Source organism: Roseofilum sp., assembly GCF_982964205.1.
The window spans coordinates 1-20,450 of the sequence record NZ_CEZBFX010000089.1 but is presented as its reverse complement, the minus strand read 5'-3'; the positions used below and the strand labels follow the sequence as shown (position 1 = coordinate 20,450).

The 20,450-nt window shown below is 44.8% G+C and carries 13 protein-coding genes and 2 pseudogenes; 8 read left to right on the top strand and 7 right to left on the bottom strand.

Features of this window, described 5'->3' with window-relative positions:
• Positions 1–94: 94 nt before the first annotated feature.
• On the top strand, positions 95–1,249 hold the full coding sequence (locus tag AC3A14_RS18290) for a ferrochelatase (RefSeq protein WP_318732547.1): 1,155 nt from the start codon (positions 95–97) through the stop codon (positions 1,247–1,249).
• 56 nt (positions 1,250–1,305) lie between these two features.
• On the opposite strand, the gene AC3A14_RS18285 is transcribed toward AC3A14_RS18290, so the two are convergent.
• Positions 1,306–1,773, bottom strand: coding sequence for a GNAT family N-acetyltransferase (locus tag AC3A14_RS18285; RefSeq protein ID WP_318732548.1), 468 nt, complete (start codon positions 1,771–1,773; stop codon positions 1,306–1,308).
• A gap of 164 nt (positions 1,774–1,937) precedes the next feature.
• On the opposite strand from AC3A14_RS18285, the gene AC3A14_RS18280 reads away from it, so the two are divergent.
• Positions 1,938–4,841 (top strand): spondin domain-containing protein, encoded by a 2,904-nt coding sequence (locus AC3A14_RS18280; RefSeq protein ID WP_318732549.1) that lies wholly within the window; start codon positions 1,938–1,940, stop codon positions 4,839–4,841.
• Between the two features lie 333 nt (positions 4,842–5,174).
• Positions 5,175–8,163, top strand: a pseudogene (locus tag AC3A14_RS18275) (Tn3 family transposase).
• Here AC3A14_RS18275 and AC3A14_RS18270 read toward each other — a convergent pair.
• Positions 8,160–8,780, bottom strand: coding sequence for a tyrosine-type recombinase/integrase (locus AC3A14_RS18270; protein ID WP_318732550.1), 621 nt, complete (start codon positions 8,778–8,780; stop codon positions 8,160–8,162). The pseudogene AC3A14_RS18275 and the gene AC3A14_RS18270 overlap by 4 nt on opposite strands.
• Positions 8,781–9,018: 238 nt before the next feature.
• Positions 9,019–9,483, bottom strand: coding sequence for an MEKHLA domain-containing protein (locus tag AC3A14_RS18265; RefSeq protein WP_318732551.1), 465 nt, complete (start codon positions 9,481–9,483; stop codon positions 9,019–9,021).
• A gap of 59 nt (positions 9,484–9,542) precedes the next feature.
• On the opposite strand from AC3A14_RS18265, the gene AC3A14_RS18260 reads away from it, so the two are divergent.
• Entirely contained in the window at positions 9,543–10,472 is a 930-nt protein-coding gene (locus AC3A14_RS18260) for an ion channel (RefSeq protein WP_318732553.1), read from the top strand.
• Between the two features lie 7 nt (positions 10,473–10,479).
• On the opposite strand, the gene AC3A14_RS18255 is transcribed toward AC3A14_RS18260, so the two are convergent.
• The gene (locus tag AC3A14_RS18255; protein WP_318732554.1) at positions 10,480–11,856 is read right to left on the bottom strand and encodes a proton extrusion protein PcxA; all 1,377 of its coding nucleotides are present in this window, start codon (positions 11,854–11,856) and stop codon (positions 10,480–10,482) included.
• A gap of 94 nt (positions 11,857–11,950) precedes the next feature.
• Between AC3A14_RS18255 and AC3A14_RS18250 the strand changes: the two genes are divergently transcribed.
• Positions 11,951–14,062, top strand: coding sequence for a PD-(D/E)XK nuclease family protein (locus tag AC3A14_RS18250; protein ID WP_318737395.1), 2,112 nt, complete (start codon positions 11,951–11,953; stop codon positions 14,060–14,062).
• Positions 14,063–14,121: 59 nt separating this feature from the next.
• Positions 14,122–14,734: pseudogene (locus tag AC3A14_RS18245) on the top strand (transposase).
• Positions 14,735–14,852: 118 nt separating this feature from the next.
• Here the strand turns inward: AC3A14_RS18245 and AC3A14_RS18240 are convergent.
• A complete protein-coding gene (locus AC3A14_RS18240; protein WP_318732556.1) occupies positions 14,853–15,824 on the bottom strand; it encodes an XdhC family protein in 972 nt (323 codons plus the stop codon).
• Positions 15,825–15,890: 66 nt separating this feature from the next.
• On the opposite strand from AC3A14_RS18240, the gene AC3A14_RS18235 reads away from it, so the two are divergent.
• A complete protein-coding gene (locus AC3A14_RS18235; RefSeq protein WP_318737570.1) occupies positions 15,891–17,129 on the top strand; it encodes a Zn-dependent hydrolase in 1,239 nt (412 codons plus the stop codon).
• 50 nt (positions 17,130–17,179) lie between these two features.
• Here the strand turns inward: AC3A14_RS18235 and AC3A14_RS18230 are convergent, their stop codons facing one another.
• The gene (locus AC3A14_RS18230) at positions 17,180–17,710 is read right to left on the bottom strand and encodes a DUF4330 domain-containing protein (RefSeq protein WP_318732559.1); all 531 of its coding nucleotides are present in this window, start codon (positions 17,708–17,710) and stop codon (positions 17,180–17,182) included.
• Positions 17,711–17,799: 89 nt separating this feature from the next.
• Positions 17,800–18,855 carry an adenosine deaminase gene (locus tag AC3A14_RS18225; RefSeq protein WP_413039187.1) on the bottom strand — a complete coding sequence of 352 codons (1,056 nt, stop codon included), beginning with the start codon at positions 18,853–18,855 and terminating at the stop codon, positions 17,800–17,802.
• 260 nt (positions 18,856–19,115) lie between these two features.
• Here AC3A14_RS18225 and AC3A14_RS18220 point away from each other — a divergent pair, with 260 nt between their 5' ends.
• On the top strand, positions 19,116–20,207 hold the full coding sequence (locus AC3A14_RS18220) for a metallophosphoesterase family protein (RefSeq protein WP_318732563.1): 1,092 nt from the start codon (positions 19,116–19,118) through the stop codon (positions 20,205–20,207).
• Positions 20,208–20,450 lie beyond the last annotated feature (243 nt).

The following is a 20,450-nucleotide window of genomic DNA, read 5'->3' as shown; positions in this document are numbered from 1 at the left end:
CTATTGCTAGAGTGCTTATTGCTAGAGTACCTATCCCCCCCAGGGGGATGCTACCCTAGAAAAATGTGATCTTAAACCCACTGAGGAAACAGCCGTGGTTGCAACTCCAGAAAAATACTCAGAACAAGCCCCAGTTGGCGATCGCCAGCCCCCTCGCGTTGCCGTTCTGTTAATGGGCTATGGTGAAGTGGAAAGTTATGCCGACTTTGCCAACTATAACGAACAAGCCCTAAATCTGCTCACCGCTAAGTTTGCACCGGTTCCGACTTGGATCTATCCCCCGTTAGCCAAACTCCTCGCGATCTTTGATTTCCATGAATGGAGTCATCAGCATGGTAATTTCATTTCCCCCCACAATGCCATTTTTGAGCGTCAGCGAGCCGGAATTGAGGAACATTTACAGCAAAAATGGGGCGATCGCATTAAAGTCTTTAAAGCCTTTAACTTTTGCGCTCCCTACCTTCCTGAGCAAGTACTAGAGCAAATTAAGGCAGAAGGGTTTGATAAACTGCTCATTTATCCCCTGCTTGTTGTTGATTCCATTTTCACCAGTGGTATCGCTGTTGAACAAGTGAATCAAGCTCTGGCGAAAGAAGAAGGTAGCGAGCATTGGGTGACGGGAGAGCGCTATATTCCCTCATTTTATAACGAGCCAGACTATATCAACCTCATGGCTCAAGTAGTAGAGGAGAAAATCGCCCAGAAATTGCGCGATCGCATTTTACCCTCCCAAATTGGTATTGTTTTAATGAATCATGGCTGTCCCCACAAAGCCAAAGGCTTCACCTCCGGTATCACCGAAAGCCAAACCCTCTATGAATTAGTGCGGGAAAAACTGATTTACAAATATCCATTGATTTCCGTGGGTTGGCTCAACCACGATACCCCCCTGATTGAATGGACTCAACCTGACGCTAAACTGGCAGCAGAAAACCTGATTCAGCTTGGTGCAAAGGCGATCGTATTTATGCCTATTGGTTTCGTCACCGAAAACCACGAAACCCTACTCGATGTTGAGCATATTATCGAAGCCTTACAGCGCCAATACTCCAACATTACCTATATTCAAATGGAGTGCGCTAACGATCATCCAGAATTCCTACATATGGCTGCACATTGGGCAGATCCCCACATTGAAGATCTGCTCTCAGAAGAAGCTTTATCGGTGAATACTCAACTCACTGTTGAGCATCATCACCACCATCATCATCATCATCGCGATCGCGATCATCATCACCATCATCATTAATTAAACAATTCCATGAATCGCTAAAAAGTAGGGGTAAAAAATCGCCCCTACTTTTCTTAATCTTCGCACTTCAACTCAACCAAATCGCGCTCAAACTTCACCCCTTTGCGCTCAACAATTTCCGTATCATAAACTTGAAAACCAAACTTCTTAAATAAACCCACACTAAACAGACTTACCTCAGCATAAAATCGTTTCATTTCCTGACTTTTTCCATAGTCTAAAACGACCCTCATCAAAGAACTACCAATCCCTTGATGCAAACAATCATGGCGCACATAGACTGAAGTAATATGCCCATTATTTCCTATACCCGCAAAGCCTAAAACACCCGTCTCATTCACTACCACAAACGTGGTAACATCAACAATAAACTGACGGAAAAAGCGTTCGCTTAACCCAAAAGCAGCCCAGGCTTGGGTCTGCTCTAAGGTATAATACTGGAGTCCATGGGTCTGAACCGTTTGATAGTAAAGATCTGCCAGTTCTGGCACATCAGATTCTTGAGCAACTCGAATATTCATCAACGATAACGATCTTGTTTAATTTTTCTGTCACTCTTGGAAAGTCTAACCAATTTCTAAGAATGATCGTCCGCGATCGCGAACTTAAAGAATAATGATTCCGTACAATTGTATTGCGACCTAGATTCTGTAAATTTCATACACCCTAATGTGGAGAAAAAACTATGGCTCTCAATCAAGTTACCGTAACCATCGACAATGCTGCCCCTAATCTAGGAACCAGCCTCACCCCCTTCTGGGTTGGCTTCCATAATGGTGGTTTTGATACTTACGATCGCGGAGCGCCCGCCTCACCCGGACTAGAACAATTGGCAGAAGATGGGAATAACAACCTCATCAGTCAAGAATTCACCAACAGTGGCTTCGGCAACCTCGATGCCACCATTGGCAGCGCTCCCATCGCCCCCGGAGCCACCGTCCGCCAAACCTTTAACGTTGATGCCTCTCAAGGTCGCTACTTTAACTACGCTTCTATGATCTTGCCCAGTAACGACACCTTCGTTGCCAACGGCAATCCCCTCGTTAACGAAATTTTTGATGCCAACGGTAACTTCGTCGGCGCTGATATCCTCATTTCCGGTTCCCAAGCCCTAGATGCCGGCACCGAAGTCAACGACGAAATTCCAGCCAACACCGCCTTCTTCGGGCAGAGCGCTCCCAACACCGGAGTCGCTCAAAACGGAACCATTCAACTCGCTACCGGCTTCAATGCTCCCGGAAGCGGCGGCATTCTCGACGATGCTCGGTTCACCAACGCTGACTATACCGCTGCCAACTATCAAATAGCGCGCATCCGAGTCACCTCCAATCCCTCCGCGCGCCTCTCTTCCGTACTCACCGGCGCTCAAGAAGTTCCCCCCACTACTTCTAATGCCACCGGTACTTCACAACTCATCCTCAATGAATTTGGCGATGCACTCAGTTACGAACTCAACGTCTTCGGCTTGGATTTTGGTCAAATCCTCAACGGTACGCCGCAAACCGCCGATCCCAATGATGATGTCACCCGCATCCACATCCATAATGCTCCTCGCGGGCAAAATGGTCGGATCGTCTTCGGTATAGTCGATCTGATTACTGCTGCCAACAACGGTCAAGATAGTGACGATTTGCAAATTACTCAGAACGCAGATGGTTCGGTAACCTTACGCGGAATTTGGGAAGAGACTGATGCTGCTGCTACTCCTCTAAGCCAGTTTGTCAGCAGCATTCAGGGAGCGCAAAATGGGGCGGATATCCCTCTCTACTGGAATGTCCATACCACCGGATCTCCAGGGGGTGCCATTCGAGGTCAACTGCAAGATGGCGATAATCTTGAAGTTGTAAATGGTTTGCAAACCCAACCGATTGCCCTAGGGTCTAATGAATCTGCTATCGTTAATGCGGGCGGACAGCTAGATGTCGAAGGTACAGCCGTTGTAATTGATGTGACGGCCCAAAATGCCAGCATTGATGTACAAGCCAATGGACTAGTTGATGGCAGCTTTAACGGCGTTAATTTTCTCAATGGCGGGCAGTCTCAAGGGACGTTAACCAATAGTGGCATCATTACCAGTGCCAGTCGTGCCGTCAACTTAGGCGGACTTTCCAATCAAATCATTAACTCCGGACAAATTGTCACTACAGCCAATCCTCGCAATGGCACAATTTATGCCGACCAAACTGCCCAAGGATTTTCCATTAACAATACGGCGAGTGGGTTAATCGACACCGGTAGCGGCAACCAAGGCGATGCTATTTCCCTGCAACTCGGTGCGAGTGTTAGAGGTAGTATTACTAATGCCGGTACGATCTTCGGTCGCGGTTCGAGTAGCTCGACGAGCAATAGCGAATCTTCCGCCATTCGCCTCTATTGGGGCAACGAGTCCGGTTCTCCCGCTTCAATTTTCAACGGTAATATTACCAATTCAGGTACGTTGTTTGCCGAACAAGGAAGCGCCGTGTTAGTGGAAAATCAAACCATTCTCAATGGTGAAATTCGCAATAGTGGCACAATTTACGGCGGTTTCCGGGGCATTAATTTTGCTAATGGAGGTAGCTCTGGCGGCAGCGTCGTTAATGAGAGTGGCGGTCAAATTCTGGGCAATGGACGGGCGATTAATATCGGAGGCGGAGGAGTTTCCGTGCAAAATGCCGGGCAAATCCGCACCTTTCAAACGCCATCGGATGGGGTCATTTACGGCGACCAAACCGCAGGAGTTATTGTTATTGATAATCAGGCTTCTGGGGTCATCGACCTCACCTCTGGGACTCAAGGAGATGCGATCTCGTTGGAACTCGGTGCTAGTGTTAATGGTGCGATCGTCAATGCGGGAACGATTTCTGGAGCCGGTGCGGTTAGCTCCACCACCAATAGTCAATCTTCAGCCATTCGCCTCTATTGGGGCAATCAGACGGGAGTTCCGGTTTCTGTGTTTAATGGCAGTATTGGTAATTCCGGTCAACTGACTTCCGAACAAGGGGCGACTATTTTGATTGAAGACCAAACTCAGTTAAATGGTCTGATTATTAATACGGGTGTGATTCAAGGGGGGAGCAGCGCTACAGGAACTCTAGCCATTGATACGCAGAATGCAGAAGGAGTCGTTGCAGCCATCAATACAGGTTTAATTAATGGTGATTTCTTGCTCAGTGCTGGCAGTGACTTTTATGAGGGGACTCAAGGAGGATTGTTTGGTTCGGTCGTTGGCGGCGAGGGTGGGGATACTCTGCTCGGTGGCGCTTCTAATGATAGCTTTATTGCTGGAGCTGGCAATGATTCTCTCAATGGAGGTGGCGGTACTAATCTCTTGATTGGGGGAACGGGTTCGGATACCTTAATTTCTGGCAATGGAGTGGATATTTTTGCCTTTGGTGCAGACTTACTGCAAGATTCAACAGCAGATATTGATGTTATTGCTAATTTTACGGCGGGCGATATATTAGATTTCAATCAATATTTAGGTGCTGGAGGTGCTATTTCTTCGGTGCAAACTATCGGAGGAAATCTCAATGTTCTCTTGAGTAGTAATGATTCGATTCTGATTGGTGGAGATATTGCTGCTGCTTCTAGCCAAATTGTTATCTGATCGTTGGAGAGGTTGATACACCAAGAGCTATCTACAACAACGGTATCTGTAGGGGCGAACGGCCATTCGTCCCTACAAGGCGAAAACCTAGGGTTCGTGCGACCAGGTGCAGCCTGTCGCTGAAACTATTGTTATGTATAGCTTCTAGCCTCTAAACACTTCTCTAATATTCCTGACAAGATTTGGCACAATTGATAAGTTTTAACAATCTATTTATTTGATGGTGTTTGACAAATACCGCCAAATATGAGTTTTTGCTAAATTTCTGACCAGTACATCACCTTCTCACGTATACTCCATCTCAGAACCAGAAAACTATGGAGAAGAGAATGAATGGTCAAAGCTGATTGGGAGCATGATGAATTAATTGAAAATTGGACACTTGTTCCGCAAGAACTAGAACTAGTCAGGAACAAAGTGGGAGGTAACCAGATTGGTTTTGCACTACTGCTAAAGCATTTTCAATTTTTTGCCCGTTTTCCGGAACAACAATCATCCATCCCTCAAGTCATTATCTCCTACATTGCCAATCAAATTAAGATACCAGAAACTGCATACTCTTCTTTCGATTGGCAAGGACGTTCAGCCAAAGTTTATCGGGTGGAAATTCGCCGTTTATTTAATTTTAGAGTCGCCACAGTCCAAGATTCGGCACAAATAAGCGACTGGTTAATCAAAGAAATATTACCCAACGAACAACGGATTGAACCCATCAAACCAAGGGTTTATCAAAGGTTTCGAGAATTGCAAATAGAACCTCCAACAGCCGGACAAGTTTAACGCTTAATTCGCTCTAGCATTCACCAATACGAAACCTCATGGTGTCAACAAGTATTCGACCATCTGACTCCCACAAATATCGCCGAAATTGATAAACTTGTTGACACAGAAGAACCCAATAATAGCAAAAATATGGAAGCAGAAAAAGTCCTTTATCTAAAATTCAAAGTTTCAGATTTTGCCTTTATTAAAACCGATCCAGCTCCAGTGGTTTTAGGGAGATTCTTAATCGAAATAGCCAAGCTAAAACGTATTCATACTGTTGGATTACCTCCCGATTTATTTAAGGGATGCTCATCAAAACTAATTCAAACCTACCGTCAACGGGCAGCAATAGAATCTCCCTACGATATACGGCAACATCCGGCGGCTATTCGCTACACTCTCATGGCAGCTTTCTGCATTCAACGCAGCCAAGAGATTACCGATAATCTAATTGAGTTACTGATTCAAATAATTCAACGCATTGGCACTAGAGCTGAGAGACGAATCAATAAGGAATTGGTGGATGACTTCAAGCAGGTTACAGGAAAACCCAATTTGTTATTCCGCATTGCTGAAGTCGCTGTAGCTCAACCATCAGGAGTTATTGAAAACGTTATCTACCCCGTAGTCAGCCAACAAACTCTCAGAGATTTAGTCAAAGAGTATAAATCTACGGGCATTGCCTATCGTCAAAGAGTTTATATTGTGATGCGTGCCTCTTTCGCCAATCACTATCGTCGGATGATTCCCCAACTATTGGAGATGTTGGAATTCCGCTCCAATAATGACATCCATCGTCCCGTCATTGAAGCATTAGAATTACTCAAAAAATACGCCCAAAGCCAAGCTAGATATTATGCTCCAGAGGAAGAGATACCCATTGATGGAGTCCTCAAAAGTGGTTGGAAAGACATTCTCCTGGAAAAAGACCCTGACGGCAAAGAACGTATCAACCGCATCAATTACGAAATCAGTGTTTTACAAGCTCTCCGGGAAAGATTGTGCTGTAAAGAAATCTGGGTAGTAGGAGCTAATCACTATTGTAATCCTGATGAAGATTTACCCACAGATTTTGACCATAACCGGCAACTTTACTACCAAGCTTTAACTCTTCCCGAAGATGTAGAAACTTTTATTAGTGACTTACAACAAAAGATGACATCAGGGTTAGAGAACTTAGATAAAGGGAGGCCCAAAAACAACGATGTCACTATTATTGGTAAAAGTCAAGGCTTAATTAGACTTCGCCCTTTTGAACCGGCTCCAGAACCCGTCAATCTTAAACAACTCAAGGGCGAAATCAATCATCGGTGGCATCAAACCAGTTTATTAGACATTCTCAAAGAGACCGATTTAAGAGTGAGTTTTACCCGTAACTTCAAAAGTCTGGGGACTAGGGAGATTATCGAAAAAGAAACTCTACAAAAGAGATTGCTGCTCTGTCTCTACGGTCTGGGACCGAACACGGGTTTGAAGAGAATTAATACAGGGATAAACGGGGAAAATTATCAAGATTTACTCTATGTGCGCCGTCGCTACATTCATAAAGAACAACTCCGCAGTGCGATCGCAGAGGTAATCAATGCTATCTTTGAGATTCGCTCGCCTGATATTCTGGGGAGAAGGAACTACTACCTGTGCTAGTGACAGTAAGCATTTTGGTGCATGGGAACAGAATCTAATGACCCAATATCATCTGCGTTATGGTGGTCGGGGAGTCATGATTTACTGGCACGTTGAGAAGAAATCTACCTGTATCTATTCTCAACTCAAAACCTGTTCAAGTAGTGAAGTTGCCGCTATGATTGAAGGGGTTTTACGTCACTGCACCAGCATGGAGGTTGAGAAAAACTATGTGGATAGTCATGGTCAAAGTGAGGTAGCTTTTGCTTTTACTCACCTGCTTGGATTTCAGTTAATGCCTAGGCTTAAGCGGATAAAAACGCAGAAATTGTATCGCCCTTTTACTGGTCAAAGTGATGCCTACCCTAATCTACAACCTATTCTGACTCGTCCGATTAATTGGGATTTAATTCGGACTCAATACGATCAGATGGTCAAGTATGCTACGGCGTTGAGGTTGGGAACGGCAGAAACAGAAGCCATACTTAAACGTTTTAGCAAAAATCCTTTCAAGCATCCTACTTATCAGGCATTGATGGAATTGGGAAGAGCGATTAAGACGATCTTTCTGTGTCAATATCTCGATAATGAGGCTGTACGACGGGAAGTTAATGAGGGTTTGAATGTAGTCGAGCGATGGAATGGAGTTAACGATTTCATTTTCTATGGCAAAGGTGGTGAGTTTGCCTCAAATCGCTTGGAGACTCAGGAGTTATCGGTGTTATCTTTGCATTTATTGCAAATCTGTTTGGTGTATGTAAACACTTTGATGATTCAGAGTGTCTTAGCTCAGAACCATTGGGACAAAAAGTTGAGTGTCACTGATAAAAGGGCCATTACACCTTTGCTTTTTGCTCATGTCAATCCTTATGGTACGTTCAAGTTGGATATGAACTATAGAATTGCTTGGCTAACACAATCCTATGTTGCTTAATCAGTAAAGAAACTTTCAAACCTTTGGGGGGACATCTGCGTATAGCGAACTGTATGGTGAATATTCTTGTGCCCTAAATAATCTTGAATGGCTCTGGTATCATGTCCTTGAGCTGCTAAATAATAACCGCAAGCATGGCGCAGTTGATGGGGATGAACCTTGAATGGGAGCAGAGCGTTTTCTCCAGCTCTGGCTACGATGTGGCGAATTGAACGGGTTGATAGGGGTGCTTTTCGTTCGGAAACAAAAACATATTGGGTATCTCGATAATCTCTTTGGATTTGACGCAAGGCTCTGAGTTCAGGAGAACGCAGGGGATGAATGCTATCATGACCATGTTTGGCTCTTCTGACTTCTATATAGCCTCCGACTAAATCTATCTGCAACCATTTCAAAGCCACCAATTCAGCAGTTCTTAGTCCATGGCGAAACATGAGTAAAATAATTGCAGAATCTCTTACACCATGACGGCCTACTTTTTTGGCGGCTTGTTGAATGGCGAGTACTTCATCCAAGCGCAGATATTCTCTCACTCTATTGGATGGTTTTTTCGGTGGGGGGTTATTGTCCGAAACGAACTTTGCCGAAAATGGAAGTTGGGCAGGACTGTGTAGCATGGATCAAGTCCTCATGCTGGGGTACATACTTCTAGCATACTTTGCCTAAAAGGAGACGAAGAAGGCAAAGTTACTATTTGTATTACTTATAGATTAGGGACAAAAAACGGGTAAAATTTACAAAACTTTACAAGGTTGCCCCTCGTTGCACGAACCCTAGGTTTACGCCTACAACTGTGTCCCATTCTTAATTAAATCAACTATAACTCTCGTAACAGCAAAAACAGCTCTCTATCTCCTACAGAAAATGATAGTCAGAAAACATAGCTGCTTGTCCTTGATAGTTCTGTTTTTGATCGAGAAGATTCCAAATCACTCCATTTTTAATCAAAAAGCGCTTCCCTGTACTTGATATTCGCACTCCAGAATAACCCGTTACATATCCTTTGGTAGCCGTTTCAGTGAGGATGCGACTTCGCTCCTCTTGAGCTATAGATTCCGCTGTATAGCGAGAAGGTGTTTGTATTAACTCATTCCAGCTTAATTCCCATAACTTTAAACTTTGACGGTTACCATAATTGAAAATTGGATCGGCTTCTGTACCATGAGAAAGAACAACAAAGGGTGCTTCAAATAACTGTTGTGCCAGGTCTATCGGTGCTTGATCCATATTCAACAAGGGAGAACCGAGCCAGTGCTGATAACTGTTAAGAATCAGTTGAGTTTGATCGATAACGGTTTGTTCTTGCCAAGGAAAGTCCATGAAAGTGCTGTTTTTACTTTTATAATAGATTCTATACACTCTACCATCTGGCTCACCCTATGATCAATAAACCCCAGAAAAAACGGCTCTTAAAGCAGTTAAGGAAAAACTCAGGCAAAATAAACTTTATTCAACTGATAGAACATTATCCCCATTGGAGTGATTTATATCATGGGTTGCTATCCATGGAGTGGGTGCAGTTTTTTTGGTTAATTCTCATTTTATATTTAATCGCCAATGTCCTATTTGCCTTCGCCTATTTGGTCGGAGGAAATGGCATTGCTAATGCGCAACCGGGTTCCTTTGCTGATGCCTTTTTTTTTAGTATCCAAACTTTGACAACCATTGGTTACGGTGCGTTTTATCCAACGACGTTCTATACTCATATTATCGTTACTGTTGAAGCCCTATTTGGTTTATTAGGATTTGCGGTAGCCACGGGATTATTATTTGCCCGATTTTCTAAGCCAACCGCACGGGTTTTGTTTAGTGAAGTGGCAGTGATTACCCCTTATAATGGAGTCCCCACTTTGATGTTTCGGATGGCGAATCAACGAAACAATTGGATTGTAAAAGCACAAGTTAGGGTGAGTGTTTTATTACCCCAAGAAATAACTCCAGAAGGTCATAGCTTACAGCGAATTGTAGATATTAATTTAGTCAGATCGGAAAATCCTTTCTTGGTACTCAGTTGGATGATTATGCATCCGATTGATGAACACAGCCCATTTTACCATCATGGGTTTACTTCAGAGAAGATTCAGCAGTGGCAACCTGAAGTGATTATTTCCCTCACTGGATTAGATGAAACCGTCTCCCAAACTATCCATTCCCGTTATTGGTATCATCCAGAGGATATCCGATGTAATGTGGCGTTTGTGAATGTGGTTTCAATCGATAAAAAAGGGACACGCTGTATTGATTATACTCATTTTCATGATGTGGAACCCTTGGGAAATGGGGGGATAGGGAGACAGGGAGATTACTGAGCGCCCATTATTCATTCATTTCTTTATAGGTGGCAACGGAAGACGGGGAAATACGGTTCAGGTAACGGAAAATCCAATACTTAAAGACGGTATCTAGGATAACGGGAAAGGTGGCAATAAAGAGGAAGATAAATTCTCGACTTTCGGGCAGTCCGAAATGCCGGGATAAACCTTCGAGAATGACTTCCCAACCATGGGGAGAGTGGAACCCAACGAACATATCCGTAAAGAGGATAATAATGAAGGCTTTGGCACTATCACTTAAGCCGTAAACTAAGTCATCCATGAAGGATTTAAGAACGGTAATTTCTCGCTTACTGGTATAAATAACCCAGCCAAAAGCAACAAAGGCAAAAAAATCAGAAAAGATGTTTTTCACTGCATCTGAGCTTGCGGTTCTAAACTCTTCCTTAATTTCTTCTGCCTTATGATGCAGTTCTTTTTTTATTTCCTCTGGGCTGAGTTCAGGAAGATCGCCAATGAGCATCTCAAATTTAAGCTTGCTTTCAAATTTCTCTAATTCCATGAAGGCTTCTGCCTCCATATCTTCATTGAGGAAAACTGAAACCTGTTCGCGTTCTTTGAATTTATCAACAATGGGACCGATAATGAAGTTGTTGGCAATTTGTTGGGTGAGCAGGGGAATTAGGAAAGCTAGTAAAATAAAGCGCAGGGAAATAATGGTTTTAAATTTTGAAATCCGAAATCGATTGAGTAATTCTTCTTCAGTTTTGGGATCGAGTTCTTTTTGGACTCGTTTGAAGGTACCTAAAATGGTACGGGGCAGAAAACTGGATTGATCGGAAATGGTTTCGGCGTTGGTGATCTCTTCGACGGTGGGTCTTGGTGGCGGGATGTTTTTGGATGGATTGGGTTTGCGAGATTGGGAGTTGGGTATGGTTAGAGATTGAGATTGATCGACGGGAATAACAGCTTGAGAATTGGATGAGATTGAGCTGTTGTTCGCTTGAGCATTATATCGACTTAAGATTTGATCGATGGTGTTGAGTTTTTCTAGGGTAAGTTGGGAGTCTTCAATGGGATTTTTGTCGAGATTTATGGCGTTGGATTGCCAGAGACTATTGGCTAATTTCCGAGAGGAAGAGTTGACGAATAATCGGCTGGTATTGAATTCGGATAAACGAATGCGAGCGGTGTTTAAGTTGTTGGCTAACTCGCGCTTAAAATAGGACTGAACTGTGTTATTATATTGTTGAGAATCAAGAACAATCTTCTGCCCCCCAAAATATTCTTCTTCGATCGCCTGAATTTTCAGCACAACTTCGTAGGCATCATCTAAGGCGCGATCGGGGGTTTGCCAGAACCAGCGGTTGAGAAAGCGAAAGGAAGATTGGAATTTTTGCCAGGGAGAGCCTTTAGCCATGTTATTCCAGACAACGATCGAGCAAATGGACTTCAATTACCAGCGGCTGGCGCTATGAATGGTATCTTATCAAATGTCTTCTGAGTCGTGTAGCGTGTCTTTAGATTCTCTTTGGATAGTGGGCCCGTCCCGCAGTGGTAAAACCCGTCGTCTGGTTGAGTATATCGGTGAGCAAGTCTGGCCACAACTCGATTCTGGCTCGACGGCTAACCTGATGATTTTGGTGTTTGCGGCAACGGGAGATAATCGTCTAGATTTGGACGATCGCCTCACCCGGTTAGACCCCCCTAGAGGGGGACTGTTGAGCCAAACCACTACCCCCCTAGGGTTCTGCCTCAATCAAGTGAGCTTATTTTGGCCCCAATTAATGCAGCAATTGGAGATAGAATCCCAATTTCCAATGCGCCTGCGTCCAGAAACGGAGCAAGAATGGGCGAGTGTTCTCTGGCAAGACGATTTAGACCGTGGAGCCTTAAGTTTAGAAGGGGTGTCCCCCGTGCGCTTGGTGCGGCAACTGTTGGATACTTGGGCCCTAGCGGCTGCCAGTGGTGTGGCGATCGCCGATATTCCCATGATTCTCGAACAAGGAGAACTGGGAAGCCTGGCCAAAAGTCCCGATATTTGGCACAATATTGGCGTTGCCCTGAAGCAGTGGCGCACTTGGTGTTTAACCCATGGCTTTCTCACCTACGGACTGGCGCTCGATCTGTATGGACAACATCTGATTGGCGATCGCCACTACCAAAACTATCTCCTCCAACGCTATCAGAGTCTCTGCGCCGATGATGTAGATGAATATCCCGCCATCATGCGCTATCTATTTGAGCTATTTCTAGATCGAGACCGCACCAGTTTATTCACCTACAACCCAGATGGCGGTATTCGTGTCGGTCTCAATGCCGACCCCCAATACATCGCCCAAATTGCCCAACGCTGCCACATTGAAGATCTCGGAAATCGCCCTAACCTAGGACTGGCGGGAATGCTAGACCTGGACGAAATCGAACAAGTCATTAACCCGCTATTTGCTGAACCCGTTCACCTTCCTGCAGAACAGATCCAATCTCTCTCTACCATCTCGCGATCGCAACTTTTACGGGAAACGGCGGAAACCATCATTGATGCCATTCACAACCAACACATTCCCCCCCAAGACATCGCCATCATCGCCCCAGGATTAGACGACATTGCCCGCTATACCCTGATTCACATCCTCAACCAAGCTGATATTTCCCTACGTCCGCTTAACGAACAGCGCCCCCTGATCGCCTCCCCCCTGATCCGCGCTCTGCTCACCCTACTGACCCTGGTGTATCCCGGCTTGGGGCGACTGGTGAACCGAGAGGCGATCGCCGAAATGCTCATCTTTCTCAGCCATCCTCTGCTCGGAAATGCCCAACCCAACCAACCCCCTCCCTACTGGATCGACCCCGTGCGAGCTGGTCTGATCGCCGATCGCTGCTACGTTCCCGATCCCGACCATCCTCACCTACTCGACATGAAAGTTTTTGACCGATGGGATCGTCTAGGCTACCGTCCCAGCACCGCCTACAACCAAATCCGAACCTGGATCGAAACCCAAAAAGAAGGACGCTCCCAACGCCTGTTGACCACTCCCCTGATTTTCCTCGATCGCGCCATTACCCGGTTTTTCCTCAACCATACCCTGCCCTACGACCAACTCGCCGCTATCCGCGAACTAATGGAAACCGCCCATCATTACTGGCAGATTCATCATCGCTTGCATCCCAACCACTCTCCCCTAGCCCAATTTATCCAATTGCTGCGTCAAGGGGCGATCTCTGCTAACCCCTACCCCGTCCGACCCACCGGCTCCAAAGCCAACAGCGTCACCCTAGCCACCATTTTCCAATACCGTTCCAGTCGCTACACTCACCGATGGCACTTTTGGCTCGATGCCAGCTCTCCCCTCTGGCTCAAAGGTGGAGCCGCTAATTTATGGGCTGCTCCCCTGTTTTTACAACACCGTTTAGGCCAACCTTGGACTGTCGAACATACCCAAGAAGCCGATGAAGAACGACTCAGACGCATCTTACTCGATTTACTCACTCGTGTGGAAGAGCGCCTTTATCTATGCCATAGCGATCTAGCAGTCAATGGCACAGAACAAACAGGGCCCTTGTTTGCTTTAGTCAGCGCCAGCCATGAGTTGAATTATCATGGATCCAGAAGTGTTGAATGTTAGCTTAATGTCGAAAAAAAGAGGATAAAATATGGTATTCTATCCTCAAATATTCAAACAATATTCTACAAATAGTAGCGTCTTTTACAAATCTTGTCCAACCCATTCTCAAGTCATTGTCTCCTCATGACTACCCAGTTCTGAACTCTCGCCTCTTCTTTGAAATCTGGTTAAACTTCGTACTCGATAGTAGTTTGACTCGTATGAGAGACTTGTTCTACCGATTGGATCATACGGGAATTAAGGTGGATAAATCAACCTTCTCCAAAGCCTGTAAATCCAGAGAAGACCACAAGTTATATTGTATCTATAATCAATTACTTTATCAGTTAAAAAAGAAAAATAGAGTAGAAGCTCTAACGTTATTGCCAATAGATTCAACCGTAATCACTAGAGATTAGTGAAATCTATAGAAAGCGTTGGGAAATTGAAGTACTGTGGAAGTTCTTGAAAATGCATTTAAAGCTGAATAAACTTATCACGAAAAATGAGAATGGAGTGACCTGGCAGATCCTCATGGTGTTGATTGCTTACTTAATCTTGCAGTTAATGGAAGTTCATCAGTTCTATGGCAAAACTTTGTTGGATAAATTCCGTTATTTGCAAGTAGAACTTAGTCAGCGTTGCTCTCTTATTCATTGGAGCTACGATCTGATTCCAGAAACCCTGATTTAGTTCCCTAGGGGCTTATCTTGAATTTAAGGTAAAGTTTTATGTCAAGATTCAACACTTCTGGTATTAACCAAGATCAAGCAAATAATCCCGCCAAATAGCTAAGTTAGCAGAATATCTCCTAATGGTTTGCTTGCGATAAAGGTAAACCGGTTCCACCCCGTTGGACTAAGACTAACTCGGCTCCAATACTAATGGCAATTTCTGCTGGTGTTAAGGCTCCAATATCCAATCCAATGGGGGCATTGATCCGATTGAGTTTATCTAAAGGAATGGGATAATCTGCGAGTGCTTTGCGGATTTTGTTCACCCGTTTAACCGATCCAATCATGCCAATATAGCGATAGGGGAGATTGTTGTGCAACAAACTCGTTAGGGCTTCGAGGTCGTAATCATATCCACGAGTGACCATGGCGATATAAAGAGGATGATGATAGGGCCATTGGTCTAAAAGGGGGGTTATGGAATCGGTGTAAATCGCCAATGCAGAGGGGAAACGCTCAGGATTAGCCCATTGGGGGCGATCGTCTTGAATAACGACTTGAAAGCCTAATAATGTAGTAACTTGAGCGAGTTTTTCCCCTACATGCCCTGCACCGATAATCAGGAGTAGGGGAGGGGGTTCAATCAAGTCTATAAATCCTGATTTTGGGGAGGGTTGAGGAGAATTAGGGCTGAGAAGATAGGGAGAGAAACTGGGAGAAAAGGGGGTAAATAGACGCACAGTATGACCCTGATTGAGCCGATCTAGGATACGGGTGATTAAGGCGATCGCCGCTTCACCCGACCATTTAGCCACCCACACCTGCATTTGTCCCCCACAAACCCCCTCGGTAACTCGCTGAACTGCACCGGATAGGTCAATGTTCACCTTCTGCGGATCTCCCGATGCTAAAACGTTCTCCATGGTGCTTAAAACCTTGGCTTCTCCTGCTCCGCCGCCGATGGTATCCAACAGCGTGCTATCCGCACAGAGCGCCATTTTCGCTCCCACTTCTCTCGGTACAGAGCCAGTCGTTTTCATTACTGTGGCGATCGCCAGATCTCCGGTTTGCAAAGGCTTGAGTAACTGTTGATAAAATTGCAGTGACATAGCTGGGTGCTGAACTGCCCTTGGATGGTCTCTCTGGATTATATCGCCATTACCCATTACCCATTAATGACTATGATTGAAACTCTGCAAATTAATGCCCAACGTCTCCAGAGTTCCTTAGAAGAACTGGCGAAAATTGGTCAAAAGGGCGATCGCAGTATTTGTCGCCTTGCCTTTTCTGACGAAGATCTCCAAGCACGTGCCTTAGTGCGTCAGTGGATGGAAGAAGCAGGCATGGCCGTCCGAGTTGATAGTGCCGGAAACTTGCGCGGAACCTATCCCGGAAAACAGCCCCATCTTCCCGTCTTAGCCACCGGTTCCCATCTCGATACAGTCGTGTCTGGCGGTAAGTTTGACGGAGCATTGGGAGTCCTTGCTGGAATTGAAGTCGTTCGGGTTTTAAATGACCATCAACAATACCTCAATCATCCTCTAGAAGTCATTGTTTTAACCGATGAAGAAAGCACCATGATCGGTTGTAAAGCGATTTCTGGAACCGCATCTTTGAATCCAGAAGACTATGAAACCAAAGTTAATCTTTCTATCATCGATGCCTTAGCTAAAGTGGGCGGTAATTGGCATACTTTAGCTAAAGCGAAACAAAGCCGCCAAGACATCGCCGCCTTTTTAGAGTTGCATGTCGAACAAGGAGCAGTCCTAGAACAATTGGGCAAACAAATTGGTATTGTTCAAGGGATTGTTGGCCAACAACGCTATATCGTCACCGTTAAAGGTAGAGCTAACCATGCTGGAACCACACCGATGGGAATGCGTAAAGATGCCCTCACTGCTGCGGCTCGAATTGTCCTCGGAGTTGAACACTTAGCCGAATCTGCTCCTGGCGATCCAGTTGCCACGGTAGGCACCCTGCAAGTGTTTCCCAATGCCCCTAATATTATTCCCAGCTTAGTCAAAATGACTGTCGATATTCGAGATTTGAATCAGCAAACTCTCGACCGTTTAGTCGCTGACTTAAAAACCCAATTAGAACAAATTTCGACGGCGACAGGAACTCAAATTACGATCGAACCCCTGCTAAACGTTCAAGCGACTCTCGCCCCTGCCAAAATTCAACAGCAGATCGCCAGTGTTTGCCAAGACTTAGGATTAAGCCATCTTTCCCTTCCTAGTCGCGCGAGTCATGATGCCCAAGAATTGGGGCGCTGTACCGATATGGGGATGATTTTCGTGCCTTCTCAAGGGGGAATTAGCCATTCTGGAGAGGAGTATACTGGAGATCGCGATTGTCTGCAAGGAGCAAGGGTTTTATTGCATACTTTGCTAAAACTGGATCGAGAATATTAGACATCTCAACGTTGTAGCCACAAGGGGCGATCGCTCCATCAGATCGGTTACTATTCAGGAATGCGAACTTCTATCACACTGCCATTGAAGTTATACGTAAACCCTTCCAACTCTACAGGTGTGCCAATTTTGAGCTTACTATTTCCCAAAACTACACCGCTTTCAGTGATTTGGGCATTTCCAGTTAGAGTCATCAACATATCGAGGGAAAAGCGACTCTGTTCTCTGGGATCTTCTAAGGCTTTGGCACTACCATCCGGTTGAGGAATAATGACCGGACGTTCTAAGCGTTCTACGGATTTAACGGTTACACTTCCATAGGGTTGATTGCGGATAATGATATTGGTTGTCTGGCTTTCTTGGAATTCCTGAATCAAGGCTTCTGGACTGCGTACACTTAACCCCCGGACAATAACATCTACTTCTACGGGTTTGGTGACGACTCCCACTTGGGCAACCGATCCAGAGGTTCCTGGATAGAAGAAAATGCCAAATAAGACTAGGCCGATGACGACGAGCGCGCCGAGATCGAGAATGGAGAATTTGCCAAATAACCGACCTTTTGAATCTAACAGTGCCATAGTGGGGATAGAAAGAAAACAGGATAATCTTGGCTCAGGATAGCATGGGCTAGGCAAAAGGTAATAGGGAATAGAGGATGAACTTTTGCTCAAGGGAGCGCTGGAGAATTAGAGGTATTGTATAACGGAGGCAACTCCGGTAAGGTTTGATGCATATAGGCATCAAGTTCGGCGATCGCTGTTTCTTTTGCTGATTCTGATGCAAATGAACTCAGAAAGGAGTTTTTCGCCAATTGATATAAGTCCTGTTGACTCAAGTTTAGGGCTTCATAGATAGCCATGAAGTTTTCTTGCACATAGCCCCCAAAGTAGGCTGGATCGTCCGAGTTAACAGTTACTCGTAAGCCGGCATCTAGTAATTGTTTGATGGGATGTTGCTCGAGGCTTTCAAAGACACCTAGCTCAATATTGGAGAGGGGACAAACCGTGAGGGGAATTTGCTGTTCTTTGAGCCATGCCATCAGTTTAGGGTCTTCTGGCGATCGCACCCCATGGTCAATGCGGGCGACTTTGAGTAAGTTGATCGCTTCCCAGATATACTCAGGGGGTCCTTCTTCTCCTGCATGAGCAACGGTCAAAAACCCGTGCGCTCTGGCGCGATCGAAAACAGCAGTAAACTTAGAAGGGGGATGACCTCGTTCTGAAGAATCTAAACCCACCCCAACGATCCAATCTTGGTAAGGGAGTGCGTCTTCTAGGGTTTTCATTGCGTCTTCAGCGCTCAGATGACGTAAAAAACACAGAACTAGACCAGAAGATATGCTCAGTTGATTTTGACCATCGACCAAGGCTTGATGAATGCCAGCGATCGCAACTTCAAAAGGAATTCCTCGCTGGGTATGGATTTGGGGGTCAAAGAAAATTTCTGTATGGCGTACAGTTTGCTTGTGGGCCCGTTGGAGATAAGCCCAGGTGAGGTCATAAAAGTCTTGTTCCGTACAGAGGACATTGGTTCCCGCATAGTAGAGATCCAGAAATGATTGTAAATCTTGGAATTGATAGGCCTGATGGGCAGCTTCTATGGAATCATAGGGAAGGGTCATCTGGTGGCGATCGGCTAAGGCAAACATTAATTCCGGTTCCAAAGATCCTTCAATATGAATATGTAATTCTGCTTTCGGTAACTCTCGAATCCAATCATTAATCACGATCGATACTCCTCTGTTATTCAGTAAGCATAGATACTAAAAACCCAATGAGTCAATGAGAGATTTTATCTCTTCTACATTTTAGCAAATTGTTCTGGATTTTGTCCGCTTAGATACATCCCAGTAATTTCGTCAATATCATCCATGATTTTTATCGAGTATTTCTATAGGAATTCTAGGGATTTTATAACAGATAGGAAACAGAGAATGATATAATGACCTGTAATATTTTATGATCGTTTTTTTAGAAATCAAAAATGGACTTTGAGTTTCAGTTTGCCATTATCAGTGATTTACATATTGCCCTGCCCCATACCATTTGGGATCATCCCAAACGCTTTCATCTGGTGGAAATCAGTATTCCAGCCTTAGAGTTAGCCCTCGATCATCTCAGTCAATTGGATCTGGATTTTTTGCTCTTGCCAGGGGATTTAACTCAACATGGAGAGCCAGAAAATCATCAATGGTTAAAACAGTGCCTTTCCCAGTTGCCCTATCCAGTTTATGTGATTCCAGGAAATCATGATATCCCCACTCAGTGGGGCAATGAAACCTCAATTAGTCGTGCTAAGTTTCCCACCTATTATCATCAATTTGGATATCACCAATCTCGACAAACCGATTATACCTGTGAACTCTTACCAGGTGTGCGTCTCATTGCTTTAGATTCTAATGAATTTGATGAAGACGGGAAACAATTCGGCTATGGGTATCTGAATGAAGCCCAGTTTGAATGGTTAGACCATATTTTAGCGACTACGAGTGAACCCTTACGTTGGGTGATGATTCATCATAATGTGATTGAACATTTACCGGATCAGCGCACTCATTGTTTAGGCCAACGCTATATGTTAAAAAATGGGCCGCGCTTAATTAATGTATTGCAGGAATCAGGCATCAATTTAATGTTTACCGGTCATTTGCATGTTCAGGATATTGCCCAACAGGGTAATTTATATGAAATTACTACCGGATCTTTGGTTAGTTATCCCCATGCTTATCGAACCTTAAAAGTTACCTCGCAAGCTGGGGTAAAAACGAGACTGGAGATTCAATCCCATCAGATTAAAACCCTTCCCGGTTGGGAGAATTTAGGAGCATTTTCACGGGAATGGATGGGAGAGCGATCGCACCCATTTATGATGCGTCTGTTAACCGGAGATCCTTGCAACTTAACGGAGGAGGACGCACAGCAATGGGTGGGTTCTCTGCGCTATTTTTGGGCAGATATTGCCCAAGGAGATACCCAGTTTCACTTTCCCCATTTTCCGGAAGATCTGCGAACCTACTTTGAGAGCTTTAGCGCCGAGCCTGATTTAGGGGATAATCACAGAGCGATCGAATTTTAGTTTGATCGGATATAGCGCTTTGCGCTAGGGAATGGGGAATGGGGAATCGCTTATATGGCTCAGGTTCTAAGGCTTCAAGCTGTACCTCAGAGAAGAGAGAAACGCTATGAGACATTTTCTGTCACTCTTGGAAATTCTGACGTTTCATGTCCGCGAAGCGGAAATTTCCGTCATTACATAAGAGACTGCTATTAATTTTTAAATGGTTAATTGCTCCTTCACCGATTACCATGAGTCTTGCAG